This is a genomic window from Streptomyces sp. NPDC005774, assembly GCF_042871645.1.
GTDB lineage: Bacteria > Actinomycetota > Actinomycetes > Streptomycetales > Streptomycetaceae > Streptomyces > Streptomyces pratens.
Genome location: NZ_JBIAIV010000030.1, coordinates 1 through 18,912, shown reverse-complemented (window position 1 = coordinate 18,912; position 18,912 = coordinate 1). Strand labels below are relative to the sequence as shown.

The following is an 18,912-nucleotide window of genomic DNA, read 5'->3' as shown; positions in this document are numbered from 1 at the left end:
GGCACTACACGTTGAAGCGGAACTCCACCACGTCCCCGTCGCGCATGACGTAGTCCTTGCCCTCCATGCGGGCCTTGCCCTTGGCGCGGGCCTCGGCGACCGAACCGGTTTCGACGAGGTCGGCGAAGGAGATGACCTCGGCCTTGATGAAGCCCTTCTGGAAGTCGGTGTGGATGACTCCGGCGGCCTCGGGGGCGGTGGCGCCGCGCTTGATGGTCCAGGCGCGGGACTCCTTCGGGCCTGCGGTCAGGTACGTCTGCAGGCCGAGGGTGCTGAAGCCGACGCGGGCGAGGGTGGCGAGGCCGGGCTCCTCGGCGCCGACCGACTCCAGGAGCTCCATGGCGTCCTCGTCGTCCAGCTCGGCGAGGTCCGCCTCCAGCTTGGCGTTGAGGAAGATCGCCTCGGCGGGGGCGACCAGGGCGCGCTGCTCGTTCTTGAAGTCCTCGTCGGTCAGCTCGTCCTCGTCCACGTTGAAGACGTAGAGGAACGGCTTGGTGGTGAGCAGGTGCAGGTCGTGCAGGAGCTCGGCGCGCTCGCTGCCCTGGACGATGCCGTGCGTGAAGAGCGTGTCGCCCTTCTCCAGGATCTCCTTGGCCTCCTCGACCGCCTTGGCCTTGGGCGCGATGTCCTTCTTGATCCGCGACTCCTTCTGCAGGCGCGGCAGGACCTTCTCGACGGTCTGCAGGTCGGCGAGGATCAGCTCGGTGTTGATCGTCTCGATGTCGTCCTTCGGCGAGACCTTGCCCTCGACATGGACGACGTTCTCGTCCTGGAAGGCGCGGATGACCTGGCAGATCGCGTCGGACTCGCGGATGTTCGCCAGGAACTTGTTGCCGAGGCCCTCGCCCTCGCTGGCGCCGCGGACGATGCCCGCGATGTCGACGAAGTCGACCGTGGCCGGGAGGATCCGCTGGGAGCCGAAGATCTCCGCGAGCTTCGTCAGCCGGGCGTCGGGGACACCGACCACGCCGACGTTCGGCTCGATGGTGGCGAACGGGTAGTTGGCCGCCAGCACGTCGTTCTTGGTCAGGGCGTTGAACAGGGTCGACTTGCCGACATTCGGCAGACCGACGATTCCGATCGTGAGCGACACGTTGCGACTTCCCGTACGTGAGGATGGGGGGCGAGGACCGGCCGGCTGGGCGCGTGGGCCGATCCACCAGTCTACGGCGTACCCGCTCCGCACCCCGTCGGTAAATCGAACGCATGGACAGCCTTCGCTCCCCGGCGTGTCCGACGGTTCATTCGGCACATAAACAGACCTAAGTTGGTCCAGTGGAGCAACACAGCACGCGACCTGCTCAGTACGGACCGCCACGTGACCGGCCGCCCCAGCCGCCCCAGCCGCCCCGGCCGCCGCTGCCTCCGCAGGCGGGGCGGACCCCCGGGGGCGGTGTCGCGCGCTCCGCCCGGCCCGCCCGCCCGGCGCAGCGCAGACCCGCTCCGGACCTCCGGGGGTCCGCTCCGGTCCCCCGGCCCGCCCCCTCCCCCGCGGCCCGGTGGCTGCCGAACCCCCGGCTCACCGGGCTCGGCGGAGGCCTCTTCTGCGGGCTCGTGATGCTGACGCTCGGATTCCTCGTCGCGCTGCTGTTCGGGATGTCCCAGACCGTGTACGGCGTGCTGTTCCTGCCGGTGTGCGTGCTCACCGCGCTGTGGGTGCGCGAGGGGGACCTGCTCACCGCGCCCGTGGTCGTCCCGATCTCCTTCGCCCTGGGCCTGGCCCCGGTCGCCGACGAGGGCGACGGCGGGATCGGCGGCCGGCTCATGGGCCTGGTGACGGGGCTCGCCACCCAGGCCGGCTGGCTGTACGGGGGGACCCTGATCGCCTGTGCGATCGTGCTCGGCCGGCGGATGCGCATGATCCGTACGATCAACCGGCGGACCGCCGCCGCCCGGAGCCGGGCCCAGGCCTGACATCCGGGCGGCCGGCGACCCCGGTGCCCATATGTGCCTACCTGCCCGTGGCCGCCCGCATCGCCGCTCCCACGATGCCCGCGTTGTTCTGCAGTTGCGCCGGGACGATCTCGGCCTTGATGCCCTCGATGTGGTGCAGGAACTTCTCGGACTTGCGGCTGACCCCGCCACCGATCACGAACAGCTCCGGCGAGAACAGCATCTCCACGTGGGCCAGGTACTTCTGCACCCGGTGCGCCCAGTGCTCCCACGTCAGCTCGTGGTCCTCCCTGGCCTTGCTGGAGGCCCGCTTCTCCGCCTCGTGGCCGTGCAGCTCCAGGTGGCCGAGCTCCGTGTTGGGGACCAGGACGCCGTCCACGAACACGGCGCTGCCGATGCCCGTACCGAACGTCAGCAGGATGACCGTGCCCCGGCGGCCCTTCGCGGCACCGAAGTTCATCTCGGCGACGCCCGCCGCATCCGCGTCGTTGACGACGGTGACGGGCAGACCGCCGAGGCGGTCGCCGAGCAGGACCCGCGCGTCGGTGTCGACCCAGCTCTTGTCGACGTTGGCCGCCGAACGGATCGTGGTGCCGTCGGTGACCACGCCCGGGAAGGTGACCCCGACCGGGCCGGTCCAGCCGAAGTGGTCCACGACCTCCTTGACCCCGTCGGCCACCGCGTCCGGCGTGGACGGTTGAGGGGTGAGGACCTTGTAGCGCTCCTGCGCCAGGTCCCCCTTGTCCAGGTCGACCGGGGCACCCTTGATCCCGGACCCGCCGATGTCCACACCGAAGATCTGCATGGAACCACGTTAAGCCGGGCCGTGAACGGTCACCGAACCGAACGCCGTCACCAATCGGACATGAGGTGAGGATTGGGGACGTGACGCCGTCACATCCCCCCGGATCCCCACCGTCCGTCGGCGCACTACGCCGACGCCGGGGCCTCTCCCGGCCCGGTGCCACCACGCTCCGCCACCAGGGCCGCCGCCTCCTCGCGCAGGTCGCGGCGCAGCTCCTTCGGCAGCGAGAAGATGATGGACTCCTCGGCGGCCTTGACGATCTCGACGTCCTCGAAGCCGCGCTGCGCGAGCCATTCCAGGACCTGCTCGACCAGCACCTCCGGCACCGAGGCGCCCGAGGTGAGGCCGACCGTGGAGACGCCCTCCAGCCAGGACTCGTCGATCTCGTCGGCGAAGTCCACCAGGTGGGCGTCGCGGGCGCCCGCGAGCTTGGCGACCTCGACGAGCCGCACGGAGTTGGAGGAGTTCCGCGAGCCAACCACGATGACCAGGTCCGCCTCGGCGCCCATCTGCTTGACCGCCAGCTGGCGGTTCTGCGTGGCGTAGCAGATGTCGTCGCTGGGCGGGGAGATGAGCTGGGGGAACTTGTCCTTGAGGGCGTCGACGGTCTCCATGGTCTCGTCCACCGAGAGGGTGGTCTGGGAGAGCCAGACGACCCTCGACGGGTCACGGACCTCGACCTTGGCGACGTCCTCGGGGCCGTCGACGAGCTGGATGTGGTCGGGGGCCTCGCCGGAGGTGCCGATGACCTCTTCGTGGCCCTCGTGCCCGATCAGGAGGATGTCGTAGTCCTCTTCCGCGAACCGGACCGCTTCCTTGTGCACCTTGGTGACCAGCGGGCAGGTCGCGTCGATGGTGGCGAGCCGGCCGCGCGCGGCCTCCTCGTGGACGACGGGGGCCACGCCGTGCGCGGAGAACATGACGATGCTGCCCGGCGGCACCTCCTCCGTCCGTTCGACGAAGACGGCGCCCTTCTTCTCCAGGGTCTGCACCACGTACTTGTTGTGCACGATCTCGTGCCGGACGTAGACGGGGGCCCCGTACTGCTCCAGGGCCTTCTCGACGGCGATCACGGCGCGGTCCACGCCCGCGCAGTAGCCCCGGGGGGCGGCGAGCAGGACACGGCGGCCAGGCGAAGCGGTCATGCGTCCCATCGTAAGGGCCATGTCCGGCAGCCCGGTGATCGCGTCCGGGGGGAGGCTTCGGGCCGGTCCGGATTCCGGGTGCACGGGGGCGGTGAGCAGGGCGTACGGGGGTGGCAAGCAGGGCGTACGGGCGCACCGGGCGCATGGGTGAGCGGTGCAGGGGCACAGGCACGGGGCCACAGGGCCACAGGGCCACAGGGCGAGCACGGGCACAGGGCGGGCACGGGCACAGGGCGCCCGATGGTGGCCGGCTGTGTCGGTGGCTCGGACTAGTCTCGCGACATGGCTGTCAACACGTCTGCGGAAGCGCCCATCCCGGTCGGTGAGGTGTCCCGGCTCATCGGGGGGTGGATCGACCGGCTCGGCGCGGTGTGGGTCGAGGGGCAGATCACCCAGCTGTCGCGGCGACCGGGCGCCGGGGTGGTGTTCATGACGCTGCGGGACGCCTCGTACGACATCTCCGTCGGCGTGACCTGCTACCGGCAGGTGTTCGACGCCGTCTCCGACGTCGTCGGCGAGGGCGCGCGGGTCGTGGTGCACTGCAAGCCCGAGTGGTACGCCCCGCGCGGGCAGCTGTCGCTGCGAGCCGCCGAGATCAGGCCGGTCGGGGTCGGGGAGCTGCTCGCACGCCTCGAGCAGCTGAAGAAGTCCCTCGCGCGGGAGGGACTTTTCGCCCCCGAGCGGAAGAAGCCGCTGCCGTTCCTGCCGCGGCTGATCGGGCTGGTCTGCGGACGTGCCTCGGCCGCCGAGCGGGACGTGCTGGAGAACGCCCGCCGCCGTTGGCCCGCCGTCCGCTTCGAGGTGCGCAATGTCGCCGTGCAGGGCGTACACGCGGTGCCGCAGGTCGTCCAGGCCGTGAAGGAACTGGACGCGGTCGACGAGGTGGACGTGATCGTCGTGGCGCGGGGCGGGGGCAGCGTGGAGGACCTGCTGCCGTTCTCCGACGAGCAACTGGTGCGGACGGTGGCGGACTGCCGTACGCCGGTCGTCTCCGCGATCGGGCACGAGCCGGACAACCCGCTCCTGGACCATGTCGCCGACGTACGGGCCTCCACTCCGACGGACGCGGCCAAGAGGGTCGTTCCGGACGTGGGCGAGGAGTACGAGCGGGTGCGGCTGCTGCGCGACCGTGCGCGGCGCTGCGTCCAGGCGTTCGTCGACCGGGAGGAGCGGGGGCTGGCGCAGGCGCTGGCCCGGCCCTCGATGGAGGAACCGCACCGGATGATCGACGGGCGGGCCGAGGAGGTCACCACGCTGCTCGACCGGGCCCGGCGCTCCCTGCGGCACCAGCTGGACCGGACCGACTCCGAACTGACGCACACGCACGCACGCGTGGTGGCCCTCTCCCCCGCCGCGACGCTCAAGCGCGGGTACGCCGTGCTGCAGCGGGCCGACGGCCACGCCGTGCGTGATCCGGGCGAGGTGGAGGCCGGTGAGGTGTTGCGGGCACGGGTGTCCGAGGGCGAGTTCAGTGTCCGAGTCGATGCGTAGGGTGGGCGGATGACCAGCAAGACGGAGCAGGCGGGGCAGGCGGACCGGACGGGGCAGGCGGAGGCCGCGGCCGAGGCTCTCGGGTACGAGCAGGCGCGGGACGAGCTGATCGAGGTCGTACGCCGTCTGGAGACGGGCGGTACGACGCTGGAGGAGTCGCTCGCGCTGTGGGAGCGGGGCGAGGAACTCGCCAAGGTGTGCCGGAACCGGCTGGACGGGGCGCGGGCCCGGCTGGACGCTGCACTCGCGGAGGAGACCGCCGGCGTGGGACGGGCGGAGGACGGGGACGGGGGGCGGTAGTCCACGCCCGGTCCGCCCGCGCCCGGCCCGCCCACGTCCGGCCCGGCCCGCCAGGGTGGTCCCGCTCCGGTGAGCCGGCCCGTCTCGGCGGCCGGGGCTACTGGGCGTTGTCCTCGGCCAGTGTGTGGGCGACGAGGGCGTTCGCGTGCCCGTGACCCAGGCCGTGCCCGGTCTTGAGCCAGGCGACCAGCTCCATGTGCTTGACGAGCGGCGAGGAGCGGATCAGCTCCTTCCACTCCGTGATCGAACGGCCGTACTTCTTCTCGATCGACGGAAAGTAACTGGCGGGTCCTTTGACGGTGTCGGTCATGTCAGGTGGGTCCTCTCCCGGATGAGTGGCGGCGTGCTGCCCTTGAAGACCGCGGGTGGCCGAGGAAATGATCGCCGGGTCGATGTGGCGCGCGTCACCACAGCGCGGTTTCCTTGTGAAGCAGATCACCGCGTTCCATTTTTTGTTGAACTTTGAACTTCCTTGTCGTACGGTTTTCTCATCAAGGGTTTCGCGCCGACCGCGCGGGGCCGACGCTCCCCCCAGAAAGTTCACGCATGTCTCTCGTTCTTGACTCCGCCGCTCAGGACCTGCTCTTCCGCGAGGCGCGCACCGCCAACACGTTCACCGACGAGCCGGTGACCGACGAGCAGGTGCAGGCCATCTACGACCTGGTCAAGTACGGCCCGACCTCCATGAACAATTCGCCGCTGCGCGTCACCCTGGTCCGCTCCCCCGAAGCCCGCGAGCGTCTCGTTCAGCACATGGCGGAGGGCAACGCGGCCAAGACGGCCACCGCCCCGCTGGTCGCGATCCTCTCCGCGGACAACGAGTTCCACGAGGAGCTGCCGCAGCTCTTCCCGCACTTCCCCGGGGCCAAGGACATGTTCGCCGGCGACCGCTCGATGCGCGAGGGCCAGGCTTCCCTGAACGCCGCCCTGCAGGCCGCTTACTTCATCATCGGCGTGCGTGCCGCTGGTCTGGCCGCCGGCCCGATGACCGGCTGCGACTTCGAGGGCATCCGCAAGGAGTTCCTCGACGACGACCACACCCCGCTGGCGGTCGTCAACATCGGCCGCCCCGGCGAGGACGCCTGGTTCCCGCGCAGCCCGCGCCTGGAGTACGACCAGGTCGTCACCACCGTCTGATCGTCGCCTCACGGCATACGGCAGGACCCCCCGACATGTCATGTCGGGGGGTCCTGCCCATGTCGGGGGGTCCTGCCGTGTGTCTGCTGTCCACCGGTCCCCGCGCACTCGGTTCGTCGCGAACCGGTCAGTCGGATTCGCTGCGCAGAGCCTCGGCCATCTCCGTCAGCCGGGCGAAGGACGCCGTGCCCGTCACCACCGTGGTCGAGCCCTCGTCCTCGAGCACCAGCGCGTCGTACTGATCGCCCTCGTACCGGGTCCAGGTCCTGCCGTCGATCTGCTGCGTCTTCCCGGTCTTCTCCGCGCCCTGGGTCTCGTCCTCGATGAAGACCACCGGCTTCCGAGTCGACTGCTCGACCGCCACGTACTCCCCGTCGGGGGCTCGGTAGCCGAGGTGCCAGGCATCGAACTCCTCGCCCTGGAAACGGACGGAGGTGGGCTTCCACGCCTCGGACAGACCCTCGGGCGCGGCCACCGGATAGGTGGCGGCGCGGCGCGCGGTGAGCAGGTCGACGCGGTAGTCGACCCGTTTGAGGTCGGGCTCACTGTCGTCGTGCGGGATGAACAGCCAGATCACTCCCGCGGCGAGCAAAATGAGACTCAGGGAGAGAATCATGTCCCGAGCCGACTTCTGGATGCTGTTCGTTCCTGCCACGCCCCTATCGTCGCAGGTGCCCGGTCCGCTCATCCGTGGGGGGCCCTGCTCATTCTGTCCACCCGGCGCTAGAGTCTGACGCAACACCCTCATCCGGCCGTCGTCGTACAGAAAGGTGCGCTCCGATGACCGAACACCATCAATTGCCGTCCGAGCTCGATGTGCCCTCCGAAGCCCCCGACCGCAACCTCGCCCTGGAACTCGTCCGGGTCACCGAGGCCGCTGCGATGGCCGCCGGGCGCTGGGTCGGGCGCGGCGACAAGAACGGCGCCGACGGTGCCGCGGTACGCGCCATGCGCACCCTCGTCTCCACCGTCTCGATGAACGGCGTCGTCGTCATCGGCGAGGGCGAGAAGGACGAAGCCCCGATGCTCTTCAACGGGGAGCGCGTGGGCGACGGAACCGGGCCCGAGTGCGACATCGCCGTCGACCCGATCGACGGCACCACGCTGACCGCCAAGGGCATGACCAACGCGATCGCCGTACTGGCCGCTGCCGAACGCGGCTCGATGTTCGACCCCTCGGCCGTGTTCTACATGGACAAGCTGGTCACCGGGCCCGAGGCCGCCGACTTCGTCGACATCGACGCGCCGGTGGCCGTGAACATCCGGCGGGTCGCCAAGGCCAAGCGGGTCACCCCCGAGGACGTCACGGTGGTGATCCTCGACCGGCCCCGGCACGAGGGCATCATCAAGGAGATCCGGGAGACCGGGGCGCGCATCAAGCTGATCTCCGACGGTGACGTGGCCGGCTCGATCCTCGCCCTGCGCGAGGGCACCGGCATCGATCTGCTGCTCGGCATCGGCGGCACCCCCGAGGGCATCATCTCGGCCTGTGCCGTGAAGTGCCTCGGCGGCACCCTCCAGGGCAAGCTGTGGCCGCAGGACGACGCGGAGCGGCAGCGCGCGATCGACGCGGGGCACGACCTCGACCGGGTGCTGACCGATGCCGACCTCGTCACCGGCGACAACGTGTTCTTCGTGGCCACCGGCATCACCGACGGCGAGCTGTTGCGCGGTGTGCGGTACCGGTCCGAGACCGCCACGACCGACTCCATCGTGATGCGGTCCAAGTCGGGCACGGTGCGGCGGATCGACTCCGAGCACCGGCTGAGCAAGCTGCGCGCCTACAGCGCGGTGGATTTCGACCGCGCCAAGTAGCTCCGCCTGGTTCGACGAAGGCCGTGCGGGCGGCCCACGGGTGTGCGGTCCGTGGGTCGCCGGGAGCCGCCGGCGGTCTCGTCGAACGGTGCGGACCCGCACGCTGTGGCCGGGCGCGCAGTCCCCCGCGCCCCTTGTGGCCCACAGCGTGGGACGGGTGCCCCCGTGCAGCGGGCGTCGCGCAGTCCCCCGCGCCCCGGTGAGTCCTCCCGGGGGCGGAAACGTGCCTCGCGCCAGGCTGCGGGGGCCGGTCAGCCTGCTGCCGCGATGGAGCCGCCGGTGCGGGCCGTCTTCTGGAGTTCCACGTCCCGGCGGCGGCGTCGGGCCAGGACCACACGGCGCTCGGCGGCGGTCAGGCCGCCCCAGACGCCGTAGGGCTCGGGCTGGAGCAGGGCGTGCTCCCTGCACTCGACCATCACCGGACAGCGGGCGCAGACCCGCTTGGCGGCCTCCTCACGGGAGAGCCTGGCGGCCGTGGGCTCCTTCGACGGGGCGAAGAACAGTCCTGCCTCGTCGCGTCGGCACACCGCCTCGGTGTGCCAGGGCGCGTCCTGGTCCCTGTCTCGCGTCGGCACCCGCTGGGCCGGAACGGCAGCTACCTGCAGGGACGAATGCGGCGGTTGCGGCACGGGTCTACTCCTGACGACGGCTTCGCGAGCGAGAGACGATGCAGCAAGGCTTACCCGCTGTGCGTGCGCCTATGCACTGAGTCCCGAACCGCCGCTTCCGACAACGGAATTCGGCCCCGCCGCCTCCGAGCCGTACGGACGGAGCACCTCCGCTTCAGCGCCTCCGCCCGTCCCGCTTCACGACCGTCAACGGTCCTGGCGCTTGCGCACACCCTTGTCCACCGAGCGCTGCACCCGGTCGAGGATGTCCGCCACCAGCTTGCCCCGCTTGGGCCGCGCCTCGATATTGCTCAGCACCGCCCAGCCGTCCACGTAGACCACCGGTGCCTCGGGGTCGTCCGAGTCCAGCGAGGCCACCTCGAAGTTGCCGAGGACACCACCGCCCAAGCCGCGCAGCGACACGTTCTCCGGGACGCGGACCTCGACGTTGCCGAAGACCGAGAAGGCCTTGATCATGACCTGCTGGTGCTCGAAAATCGCCTCGCTGAGGTCTATCTCGACGTTGCCGAAGATCGCGTACACATGGATGCGGCGGCCGGCCCGCCAGCGACCCTTGCGGGTGGCGGCGCTGAAGACCGCCACCACGTTGTCGTCGGGGTCCATCGGGATGGCGCCCGCGGTGGGCCGGCTGGGCGCCGAGGCAGGGACCGCGCGCCGCTGGTGGGCGCCCGGCAGGTCCCGGACGAACACCTCGAGCTCTCCGGCGGTCTTGGCGGCCAGCACGCCCTCGACGCGCTCGGCGTGCTCGTCGGGGGACAGCCTGCCCTCGGCGAGGGCCTCGCGCAGAAGGTCGGCGACACGGTCGCGGTCGGCGTCCGAGACGCGCAGCTCGGCGTCCCGCGGTGCACTGTCCTGCGGCTGGGCGTGCTTCTGAAGGTCCACGACGGCAGCTTACCCAAACGCGATAGATCGCGACTACCCCCCGTCGTCAACTCCTCGTGAACGACTCGGGAACCACCGGACCGGCCGGACGGAGCCCATCGGACCCATCAGCCCCACCGGCCCGGCAGGAGGCCATGAGGTGACCCGACGGGAAGCCATGAGGCGGTGACCGACCGCTACTGAGGACAACCTCACAGGCTCACCCCCGGCGGCAGGTCCTACGCTGGTGGGCGCCCGCCAACGTCGGCGGGCGGCCGTCTGTCGAGTGAGGAATGGGCGAGATGCCTGAGTTCGAGTACGCCGATCTGCTCCCCATGGGAGAGGACACCACCCCCTACCGGCTGGTGACCTCCGAAGGTGTCTCCACCTTCGAGGCCGACGGGCGGACCTTCCTCAAGGTGGAGCCTCAGGCGCTGCGCAAGCTCGCCGAAGAGGCCATCCGCGACATCCAGCACTATCTGCGCCCCGCCCACCTCACCCAGTTGCGCCGCATCATCGACGACCCCGAGGCGTCGTCCAACGACAAGTTCGTCGCCCTGGACCTGCTGAAGAACGCCAACATCGCGGCGGCGGGCGTGCTCCCCATGTGCCAGGACACCGGCACCGCGATCGTCATGGGCAAGCGCGGCCAGAACGTCCTCACCGAGGGTGGCGACGAGGAGGCCCTGTCCCGGGGCATCTACGACGCGTACCGCAACCTCAACCTCCGCTACTCCCAGATGGCGCCCCTGACCATGTGGGAGGAGAAGAACACCGGCACCAACCTCCCCGCCCAGATCGAGCTGTACGCCACCGACGGCGGCGCCTACAAGTTCCTGTTCATGGCCAAGGGCGGCGGCTCCGCGAACAAGAGCTTCCTCTACCAGGAGACCAAGGCCGTCCTGAACGAGTCCTCCATGATGAAGTTCCTGGAGGAGAAGATCCGTTCGCTCGGCACGGCCGCCTGTCCGCCGTACCACCTGGCGATCGTCGTCGGCGGCACGTCGGCCGAGTACGCGCTGAAGACCGCGAAGTACGCCTCCGCGCACTACCTCGACGAGATCCCGACCGAGGGTTCCCCGCTGGGTCACGGCTTCCGCGACAAGGAGCTGGAGGACAAGGTCTTCGAGCTGACCCAGAAGATCGGCATCGGCGCGCAGTTCGGCGGCAAGTACTTCTGCCACGACGTCCGCGTGGTCCGGCTGCCGCGGCACGGCGCTTCCTGCCCGGTCGCGATCGCGGTCTCCTGCTCCGCCGACCGCCAGGCCGTCGCGAAGATCACCGCCGAGGGTGTCTTCCTCGAGCAGCTGGAGCGGGACCCCGCGCGGTTCCTCCCGGAGACGACGGACGAGCACCTCGAGACCGAGGGTGCCCGCGGCGGAGCCGCCGATGGACAGCCTGTCAAGATCGACCTGAACCAGCCGATGGACGCCATCCTCGCGGAGCTCACCAAGTACCCGGTCAAGACCCGCCTCTCCCTCACCGGTCCGCTGGTGGTGGCCCGCGACATCGCGCACGCCAAGATCAAGGAGCGGCTGGACGCGGGCGAGGGGATGCCGCAGTACCTCAAGGACCACCCGGTGTACTACGCCGGTCCGGCCAAGACACCCGAGGGCTACGCGTCCGGCTCCTTCGGCCCGACGACGGCCGGCCGTATGGATTCCTACGTCGAGCAGTTCCAGGCGGCCGGCGGCTCCAGGGTGATGCTCGCCAAGGGCAACCGCAGCAAGCAGGTCACCGACGCGTGCGACGCGCACGGCGGCTTCTACCTCGGCTCGATCGGCGGGCCGGCCGCCCGGCTCGCCCAGGACTGCATCAAGAAGGTCGAGGTCCTGGAGTACGAGGAGCTCGGCATGGAGGCGGTCTGGAAGATCGAGGTCGAGGACTTCCCGGCGTTCGTCGTCGTCGACGACAAGGGCAACGACTTCTTCCAGGATCCTTCGCCGCAGCAGCCGACGTTCACGTCGATCCCGGTGCGGGGGCCGGGGCTGGCGTAGTGCCCCGGGGGGCGGCGGTCGAGGGTTTCAGCTCCCGCCGCCCCTCCCCTTCCCGCCGCCTCTTCCCTCCCCGTCTCCGGGGCCGCTCCCCGGACCCCCTTCGGCCCTGAACGGGCCCCGCACTCGAACGCCGGACGGGCCGGGGCGGCCCGCCGCCCGCAGTTCATCCTCGACCGGCCGGGACGGCTCGACACCGACCGCACCCTCACGGCAGGCCCCGGCCCCGGTCCCGACCCCGGAAACGCCTGTGGGGGCTGCTGCGGAGTCCCGCGCGCCCGGATAGCGGACGCCATGTTCTTTTTTTGGACAACCTGTCCGCGCGGGCCCCGTTTCCGTTGACTCCCTCGACCTCTGCTGTGAGTCTTCTCGCCAATCTGACATGCACACGCTATGTCGGACTCCCAGTGGCCCACCCCACGGCCACTTCCCGAAGGAGACAGTGTGAGACGACGATTCGCCGTGGCGAGCTTCTCCCTCGCCGTCGTGCTCGGCTGCGGAACACTCCCCGCCGCGGCCGCCGCTCCCGCGGACACAGGCCGGTCCGCCCTCCCCGTGAACGCGCTCGCCGCGCCCGACGTCGACGTGACGAAGGTGCGGGCGCACCTGAGCGAGCTCAGCGCCATCGCCGGCCGCAACGGCGGCAACCGCCGCTCCACCACCCAGGGGTACCGCGACTCGGTCGCCTACGTGAAGGGCAAGCTGCAGGCGGCCGGTTACACCGTCACCGAGCAGCCCTGCACCTCCGGCTGCACCAGCGGAGCCGGCCCCAACCTCATCGCCGAGTGGCCGCAGGGCGACGCGAACAACGTGTACATGTTCGGCGCCCACCTCGACGGCGTCTCGGCGGGCCCCGGCATGAACGACAACGGCTCCGGCTCGGCCGCACTCCTGGAGAACGCCCTGACCCTGGCCCAGCAGAACCCGGCCATGCGCAACCGGGTCCGCTTCGCCTGGTGGACCGACGAGGAGCAGGGCCTCAACGGCTCGGAGTTCTACGTCCGTTCGCTGTCCTCCACCCAGCGCTCCAGGATCCGGGCGTACTACAACTTCGACATGGTCGCCTCGACCAACGGCGGCTACTTCATCAACCGCATCACCACGTCGGCCGCCGCGCCGATGAAGGCGTACTGGGACTCGCTGGGCCTGCAGCCCGAGGAGAACACCGAGGGCGCCGGGCGCAGCGACGACTACCCCTTCCAGCAGGCAGGCATCCCCACCTCCGGCTACGCGATGGGCGCCAGTGCCCGCAAGACGTCCGCACAGGCCGCCAAATGGGGCGGCACGGCCGCTTCCGCCTACGACCCCTGCTACCACCGGTCCTGCGACACCCTCACCAACGTCAACACCACCGGCCTGAACCGCGCGGCCGACGGCATCGCCCACACCCTCTGGCAGCAGGCCGTCTCCTGAAGCCAGGAAACCTCCGGGTCTCGGTCCGGCGGTGTCCGGCAGGTCCGCGGTCGAGGCCGAAGCCCAGGCCGACGGCGGCACGCTCACCATGCCGTCCGACGCCGACGCCGACGCCCGCAGCGGATGCGTGCGGCGCCCGGTCGGCCCGACGGCGTACACGGGCCGCCGGGTGGCCGTCTCCCCGCGGCCGGTGAGAGCGCGTCCCCGCGGACGGGCCTTCTGACCGACGACGTGTGCCTCCGGGCACCTGGCCGGCGCCGGCCTCCACGCAGTGCTCCGCCCCGCCGCCCCTCGCGGCGGGGCGGAGCCCGTTCCGGGTACCCGCGCGCGATGCTGGCGAGGGGACGACGGGAATACCCCCGGCCCACGCCACTGCTGTGATCTTCGGAGGTATGACGATGACAACCACGGACGACAACCGGCGCTACCGCATCGAGCACGACTCCATGGGGGAGGTGAAGGTACCGGCCGACGCCAAGTGGCGGGCGCAGACGCAGCGGGCCGTGGAGAACTTCCCGATCTCCGGGCAGCGCATCGAACGCGCCCACATCGAGGCCCTCGCCCGGATCAAGGGCGCCGCGGCGAAGGTGAACGCGCGCCTCGGTGTGCTGGACAAGGACATCGCCGAGGCGATCGGCGAGGCGGCCGGGGAGGTCGCCGGGGGGAAGTGGGACGAGCACTTCCCCGTCGACGTGTTCCAGACGGGTTCGGGCACCTCGTCCAACATGAACACCAACGAGGTCATCGCCACCCTGGCGACCGAGCGGCTCGGGCGCCCCGTGCACCCCAACGACCACGTCAACGCCTCGCAGTCGTCCAACGACGTCTTCCCGTCCTCGATCCACATCGCCGCCACCGCCGCCGTCACCCGGGACCTCGTACCGGCCCTGGAGCACCTCGCGGCCTCTCTGGAACGCAAGGCCGAGGAGTTCGCCGACGTGGTGAAGTCGGGGCGTACGCACCTGATGGACGCCACACCCGTCACCCTCGGGCAGGAGTTCGGCGGGTACGCGGCCCAGGTGCGGTACGGGGTCGAGCGGCTGCACGCCTCCCTGCCGCGGCTGGCCGAGCTGCCGCTGGGCGGGACCGCCGTCGGTACCGGCATCAACACCCCGCCCGGATTCTCGGCCGCCGTCATCGAGGAGGTCGCCGAGGCCACCGGGCTGCCGCTGACCGAGGCCCGCGACCACTTCGAGGCGCAGAGCGCCCGGGACGGCATCGTGGAGACCAGCGGTCAGCTGCGGACGATCGCGGTCGGACTGACGAAGATCGCCAACGATCTGCGGTGGATGGCCTCGGGCCCCCGCACCGGTCTCGCCGAGATCACCCTGCCCGACCTCCAGCCCGGCTCCTCGATCATGCCCGGCAAGGTCAACCCGGTCGTCCCGGAGGCCGTGCTCATGGTCTGCGCGCAGGTCATGGGCAACGACGCGGCGGTCGCCACCGCGGGCGCGTCCGGCAACTTCGAGCTCAACGTGATGCTGCCCGTCATCGCGAAGAACGTCCTGGAGTCGATCCGGCTGCTCGCGAACGCCTCCCGGCTGCTCGCCGACCGTACGGTCGACGGGATCGTGGCCGACCGTGAGCGTGCCCGTGAGTACGCCGAGTCCTCGCCGTCCGTGGTCACCCCGCTCAACAAGTACATCGGCTACGAGGAGGCCGCGAAGGTCGCCAAGAAGGCGCTGGCACAGCGGAAGACCATCCGCCAGGTGGTCCTGGAGGGCGGGTACGTCGAGCGCGGCGACCTCACCGCGGAGCAGCTCGACGAGGCCCTGGACGTCCTGCGGATGACGCGCCCGTGAAGCGGCGCGGCTGAGACGCTCCCCCCGCCACGCCCTCGCCGTCTCTCCGCTGCACCCCCGCCATGTCCCCGTCATGTCCCCGGTGTACCGCACGGGTGAAGCGTGACGGGGACCGCAGCGGTCTGTGCCCGGGGCACCTAATATCTGCCCATGACAGAGGGCGGAGCGACAGGACACGGGGAAGAGGGCGGCCCACGCCAGGACCGACGCGGCGCGACGGCGGCGGTCGGTCCGGACCGACACTGGGCGCCCGGGACGCAGGTGCTGTGGCGCTACCGGGAGAACGGTGGCGCGCGCCTGCACATCGCGCGCCCCGTCACGGTCGTGCGCGACGATCCGGGGCTGCTCGCCGCGTGGATGGCACCCGGCACCGAGTGCGTGAAGCCGGTGCTCGCCGACGGCACTCCCGTGCACCAGGAACCCCTCCGGACCCGGTACACCAAACCCCGGACGGTCCAGCGCGACCGCTGGGCCGGGACCGGTGTGCTGAAGCTGGCCCGGCCCGGTGAGCCCTGGTCGGTGTGGCTGTTCTGGGACCAGGGCTGGCGGTTCAAGAACTGGTACGTGAATCTGGAGGAACCCTTGGCCCGTTGGGCCGGTGGGGTGGATTCCGAGGATCACTTCCTGGACATCTCCGTACACCCGGACCACAGTTGGCACTGGCGGGACGAGGACGAGTTCACGCAGGCCCAGCGGGACGGACTGGTGGACGCCGCACTGGCCGGCCGAGTGCGCCGGGCGGGCCGGGACGCGGTGGCCGTGATCTCCCGGTGGGGAGCCCCGTTCTCGGACGGCTGGCAGAACTGGCGCCCGGATCCGTCCTGGGCGGTACCTTCACTGCCACCGGACTGGGACCGCACGCCTACGCATCTGTCGTCATGAGACTCTTGATGCACCCCGGGCCGGGAAACGTAGGATCGTCCTCCGCAAGGCACCGGGCGACAACAACTACCGGAGCACGCGCTGGGCTTGACCGAACGTCACCGAGGGGCGGCAGGACGTGAGCGAGGGGTACGGCACTACCGGTGCGGGCCGGGGACGGCCCGCAGGCGGCACAGGAGCACGCGCTCACCCCGCGGGGATTCCGTTCCGGGGGCACGCATTGCGGGTATCGGAGTTCCGGCGGGACGTACGGTGTGCACGGCGTGCGTCCTTGGCCTCACGTTCACGGGGCAGGCGGGAATGTGAGGAACGGGCCGTGGCCCCGGACGGATGGACTCGACACGCGTGACGGAGCAGCCGACCTCCTACGAGCGCCCGGATCCGGGCGTCACCCCCGCGGATGCCCACGGGGTGTTCCTGCCTGCCCCGGCACCGGCACACGGGCCCGGCTCGACATCGTCGTCATCGCCGCCGCCGTCGTCGTCCGTGCCGGCTCCTCCGGCTTCGCCGGCGTCCTTGGCGTCGTCGGGTACGGCCGGGCCCGGCGCCGAGCACTCCCAGCCGCACGCCGGGCAGAATTCCGAACCCGACACCCATCGACCTCGGCCCGCGTCCGAGGGCATCCCGCTCCAGCCGGCCGGAGGACAGAAACCCGACGTGCACGACCACCCGGCAGCGGACCACCCGGCAGCGGCTCCTCCGGCCCCCCGCGGTGCGCCCGAGGAGCAAGAGGGCCAGGAGCGGGGGGAGCAGGACCGCGGGTCCCGGGGACCGGCGCCCCAGGACCGCTCCGCGCCCGTCCCCGACGGCCTCGAGCGCCGCACCGGTCAGATCACCCCGCCCGGGAAACCCACCCCGATGCGGCGGGACGGGGACCGGCTGAGGTTCGTCGGCGCCGCGACCCGGCGGATCGCCCGCGGCATCGATCTCGAAGAGATCGTGATGGGCCTGTGCCGGGCCACCGTTCCCACCTTCGCCGACACCATCCTGGTCTATCTGCGCGAACCGCTGCCGGTCGGTGACGAGCGGCCCACCGGCCCGCTGGTGCTGCGGCTGCGGCGCAGCGACCGGATCCCGGCCGAGCGCGACACCGAGGGCGGTTTCGCGTCGGCCGCCGCGCCCGCGCGCTCCGAGCTGGACTCCATCGGCTCGGAGCGGTGCACGGTGCGGCCCGGCAGCGCGCTCGCCGAAGTGCTGCGCGGCGTACGGCCGGTGTTCACGGACGCGCCCGCCGCGCGCGCCGCGCTGCCCGAACTCCTCGGCGAGGGCGCCGAGTCGACCGTCCCCGACGGTCAGCGGGCGATCCTCGCGCCGCTGCGCGGCCGACGCCGGGTGATCGGCGCGGCCCTGTTCCTGCGCGGCCCCGAACGCATCGCCTTCGAGGCCGACGACCTGCTGGTCGCCGCCCAGCTCGCCACACACAGCGCCCTCGGCATCGACAAGGCGGTGCTGTACGGGCGGGAGGCGTACATCGCGGACGAGTTGCAGCGGACCATGCTGCCGGAGAACCTGCCGCGCTGCACCGGCGTACGGCTGGCCTCCCGCTATCTGCCGGCCGCCGAGACCGCACGCGTGGGCGGGGACTGGTACGACGCCATCCCGCTGCCCGGCAGCAGGGTCGCGCTGGTCGTCGGCGACGTCATGGGGCACTCCATGACGTCCGCCGCGATCATGGGCCAACTCCGCACCACCGCCCAGACCCTGGCCGGGCTCGACCTGCCGCCGCAGGAGGTGCTGCACCACCTGGACGAGCAGGCGCAGCGGCTCGGCGCGGACCGCATGGCAACCTGCCTGTACGCGGTGTACGACCCGGTCGCGCACCGCATCACCATCGCCAACGCCGGTCATCCGCCGCCCATTCTGCTGCATCTGGGCGGGCGGGCCGAGGTTCTGCGGGTGCCCGCGGGCGCCCCGATCGGCGTCGGCGGCGTGGACTTCGAGGCGGTCGAGCTGGACGCGCCCGCCGGGGCGACGCTGCTGCTCTACACGGACGGCCTGGTCGAGTCCCGGCTGCGGGACGTGTGGACCGGCATCGACCAGCTGCGCGACAAGCTCGCCGCGACCGCGCAGCTGACCGGCGCGGACCATCCGCCGCCGCTGGAGGCGCTGTGCGACGAGGTGCTCGACATGCTCGGTCCGGGCGACCGGGACGACGACATCGCGCTGCTCGCCGCCCGCTTCGACGGGATCGCGCCGAACGACGTGGCGTACTGGTTCCTCGAGCCGGAGGACGCCGCTCCCGGCCGGGCCCGCCGGCTGGCCCGCAAGGCGCTGTCCCGGTGGGGCATGGAGGACCTGAGCGACTCGGTGGAACTGCTGGTCAGCGAGGTGGTCACCAACGCCGTCCGGTACGCCTCCCGCCCGGTCACCCTGCGGCTGCTGCGTACGGACGTCCTGCGCTGCGAGGTCGGTGACGACGTGCCCCAGCTCCCGCGGCTCCGCCAGGCACGCGCCACGGACGAGGGAGGCCGCGGCCTCTACCTGGTCAACCGCCTGGCCCGCCGCTGGGGCGCGACCCGGCTGAGCACCGGCAAGGTCGTGTGGTTCGAGCTGAACCACGGCGGCTGAACCACGGAAACTGAACCACGGCACCCGAACCACGGTGTCCGAAGGGTGCCGACGACGGGGGGGGGGGGGGGGGGGGGGGGCGGGGCGCCCCCCCCCCCCCCCCGGACAGGAACCCAGCCTGCACGGCTGTGGTCACCCAGCGGGCCCCCGCGGGGGGGGGCGGGGGGTCCCGCGCCC

18 protein-coding genes are annotated in these 18,912 nt (G+C 71.2%); 11 read left to right on the top strand and 7 right to left on the bottom strand.

Annotated elements, in window-relative coordinates:
- Nucleotides 1–4: 4 nt before the first annotated feature.
- Nucleotides 5–1,093 carry a redox-regulated ATPase YchF gene (ychF, locus tag ACFYQA_RS24700; RefSeq protein ID WP_388921721.1) on the bottom strand — a complete coding sequence of 363 codons (1,089 nt, stop codon included), beginning with the start codon at nucleotides 1,091–1,093 and terminating at the stop codon, nucleotides 5–7.
- A gap of 182 nt (nucleotides 1,094–1,275) precedes the next feature.
- Between ychF and ACFYQA_RS24695 the strand changes: the two genes are divergently transcribed.
- On the top strand, nucleotides 1,276–1,914 hold the full coding sequence (locus tag ACFYQA_RS24695; RefSeq protein ID WP_388921718.1) for a DUF6542 domain-containing protein: 639 nt from the start codon (nucleotides 1,276–1,278) through the stop codon (nucleotides 1,912–1,914).
- A 37-nt stretch (nucleotides 1,915–1,951) separates the two neighbouring features.
- Here ACFYQA_RS24695 and ppgK read toward each other — a convergent pair whose 3' ends face one another.
- Together ppgK and ACFYQA_RS24685 are read right to left on the bottom strand one after the other, a co-directional pair.
- A complete protein-coding gene (gene ppgK, locus ACFYQA_RS24690; RefSeq protein WP_388921715.1) occupies nucleotides 1,952–2,698 on the bottom strand; it encodes a polyphosphate--glucose phosphotransferase in 747 nt (248 codons plus the stop codon).
- 125 nt (nucleotides 2,699–2,823) lie between these two features.
- Nucleotides 2,824–3,852, bottom strand: a complete 1,029-nt coding sequence (locus ACFYQA_RS24685; RefSeq protein ID WP_388921712.1) for a 4-hydroxy-3-methylbut-2-enyl diphosphate reductase — start codon at nucleotides 3,850–3,852, stop codon at nucleotides 2,824–2,826.
- A gap of 273 nt (nucleotides 3,853–4,125) precedes the next feature.
- Between ACFYQA_RS24685 and xseA the strand changes: the two genes are divergently transcribed.
- Entirely contained in the window at nucleotides 4,126–5,334 is a 1,209-nt protein-coding gene (gene xseA, locus ACFYQA_RS24680) for an exodeoxyribonuclease VII large subunit (protein WP_388921708.1), read from the top strand.
- A 9-nt stretch (nucleotides 5,335–5,343) separates the two neighbouring features.
- Entirely contained in the window at nucleotides 5,344–5,634 is a 291-nt protein-coding gene (locus ACFYQA_RS24675; RefSeq protein WP_388921705.1) for an exodeoxyribonuclease VII small subunit, read from the top strand.
- A 97-nt stretch (nucleotides 5,635–5,731) separates the two neighbouring features.
- On the opposite strand, the gene ACFYQA_RS24670 is transcribed toward ACFYQA_RS24675, so the two are convergent.
- On the bottom strand, nucleotides 5,732–5,944 hold the full coding sequence (locus ACFYQA_RS24670; RefSeq protein WP_388921703.1) for a DUF4287 domain-containing protein: 213 nt from the start codon (nucleotides 5,942–5,944) through the stop codon (nucleotides 5,732–5,734).
- Between the two features lie 236 nt (nucleotides 5,945–6,180).
- Here ACFYQA_RS24670 and ACFYQA_RS24665 point away from each other — a divergent pair, with 236 nt between their 5' ends.
- The gene (locus tag ACFYQA_RS24665) at nucleotides 6,181–6,771 is read left to right on the top strand and encodes a malonic semialdehyde reductase (protein WP_388921701.1); all 591 of its coding nucleotides are present in this window, start codon (nucleotides 6,181–6,183) and stop codon (nucleotides 6,769–6,771) included.
- Nucleotides 6,772–6,898: 127 nt separating this feature from the next.
- Here the strand turns inward: ACFYQA_RS24665 and ACFYQA_RS24660 are convergent, their stop codons facing one another.
- On the bottom strand, nucleotides 6,899–7,426 hold the full coding sequence (locus ACFYQA_RS24660; protein WP_388921698.1) for a DUF4245 domain-containing protein: 528 nt from the start codon (nucleotides 7,424–7,426) through the stop codon (nucleotides 6,899–6,901).
- Between the two features lie 125 nt (nucleotides 7,427–7,551).
- Between ACFYQA_RS24660 and glpX the strand changes: the two genes are divergently transcribed.
- Complete coding sequence (gene glpX, locus ACFYQA_RS24655) at nucleotides 7,552–8,586, top strand: class II fructose-bisphosphatase (protein ID WP_055596342.1); 1,035 nt, start codon at nucleotides 7,552–7,554, stop codon at nucleotides 8,584–8,586.
- 251 nt (nucleotides 8,587–8,837) lie between these two features.
- Here the strand turns inward: glpX and ACFYQA_RS24650 are convergent, their stop codons facing one another.
- Nucleotides 8,838–9,215 (bottom strand): WhiB family transcriptional regulator, encoded by a 378-nt coding sequence (locus ACFYQA_RS24650; protein ID WP_065002061.1) that lies wholly within the window; start codon nucleotides 9,213–9,215, stop codon nucleotides 8,838–8,840.
- Nucleotides 9,216–9,401: 186 nt separating this feature from the next.
- Nucleotides 9,402–10,097, bottom strand: a complete 696-nt coding sequence (locus tag ACFYQA_RS24645; protein WP_388921695.1) for a DUF1707 domain-containing protein — start codon at nucleotides 10,095–10,097, stop codon at nucleotides 9,402–9,404.
- Between the two features lie 272 nt (nucleotides 10,098–10,369).
- On the opposite strand from ACFYQA_RS24645, the gene ACFYQA_RS24640 reads away from it, so the two are divergent.
- From ACFYQA_RS24640 to ACFYQA_RS24615, 6 genes are all read left to right on the top strand, one after another.
- Nucleotides 10,370–12,073 (top strand): fumarate hydratase, encoded by a 1,704-nt coding sequence (locus ACFYQA_RS24640; RefSeq protein WP_388921692.1) that lies wholly within the window; start codon nucleotides 10,370–10,372, stop codon nucleotides 12,071–12,073.
- A gap of 441 nt (nucleotides 12,074–12,514) precedes the next feature.
- Nucleotides 12,515–13,483, top strand: a complete 969-nt coding sequence (locus tag ACFYQA_RS24635) for a M28 family metallopeptidase (protein WP_388921689.1) — start codon at nucleotides 12,515–12,517, stop codon at nucleotides 13,481–13,483.
- A 31-nt stretch (nucleotides 13,484–13,514) separates the two neighbouring features.
- Complete coding sequence (locus ACFYQA_RS24630; protein WP_388921686.1) at nucleotides 13,515–13,706, top strand: hypothetical protein; 192 nt, start codon at nucleotides 13,515–13,517, stop codon at nucleotides 13,704–13,706.
- 175 nt (nucleotides 13,707–13,881) lie between these two features.
- On the top strand, nucleotides 13,882–15,285 hold the full coding sequence (locus ACFYQA_RS24625; RefSeq protein ID WP_388921897.1) for a class II fumarate hydratase: 1,404 nt from the start codon (nucleotides 13,882–13,884) through the stop codon (nucleotides 15,283–15,285).
- A 150-nt stretch (nucleotides 15,286–15,435) separates the two neighbouring features.
- Nucleotides 15,436–16,167 carry a DUF402 domain-containing protein gene (locus tag ACFYQA_RS24620; RefSeq protein WP_388921683.1) on the top strand — a complete coding sequence of 244 codons (732 nt, stop codon included), beginning with the start codon at nucleotides 15,436–15,438 and terminating at the stop codon, nucleotides 16,165–16,167.
- A 330-nt stretch (nucleotides 16,168–16,497) separates the two neighbouring features.
- Nucleotides 16,498–18,735, top strand: coding sequence for a SpoIIE family protein phosphatase (locus ACFYQA_RS24615; RefSeq protein WP_388921680.1), 2,238 nt, complete (start codon nucleotides 16,498–16,500; stop codon nucleotides 18,733–18,735).
- The last annotated feature ends 177 nt before the right edge of the window (nucleotides 18,736–18,912 follow it).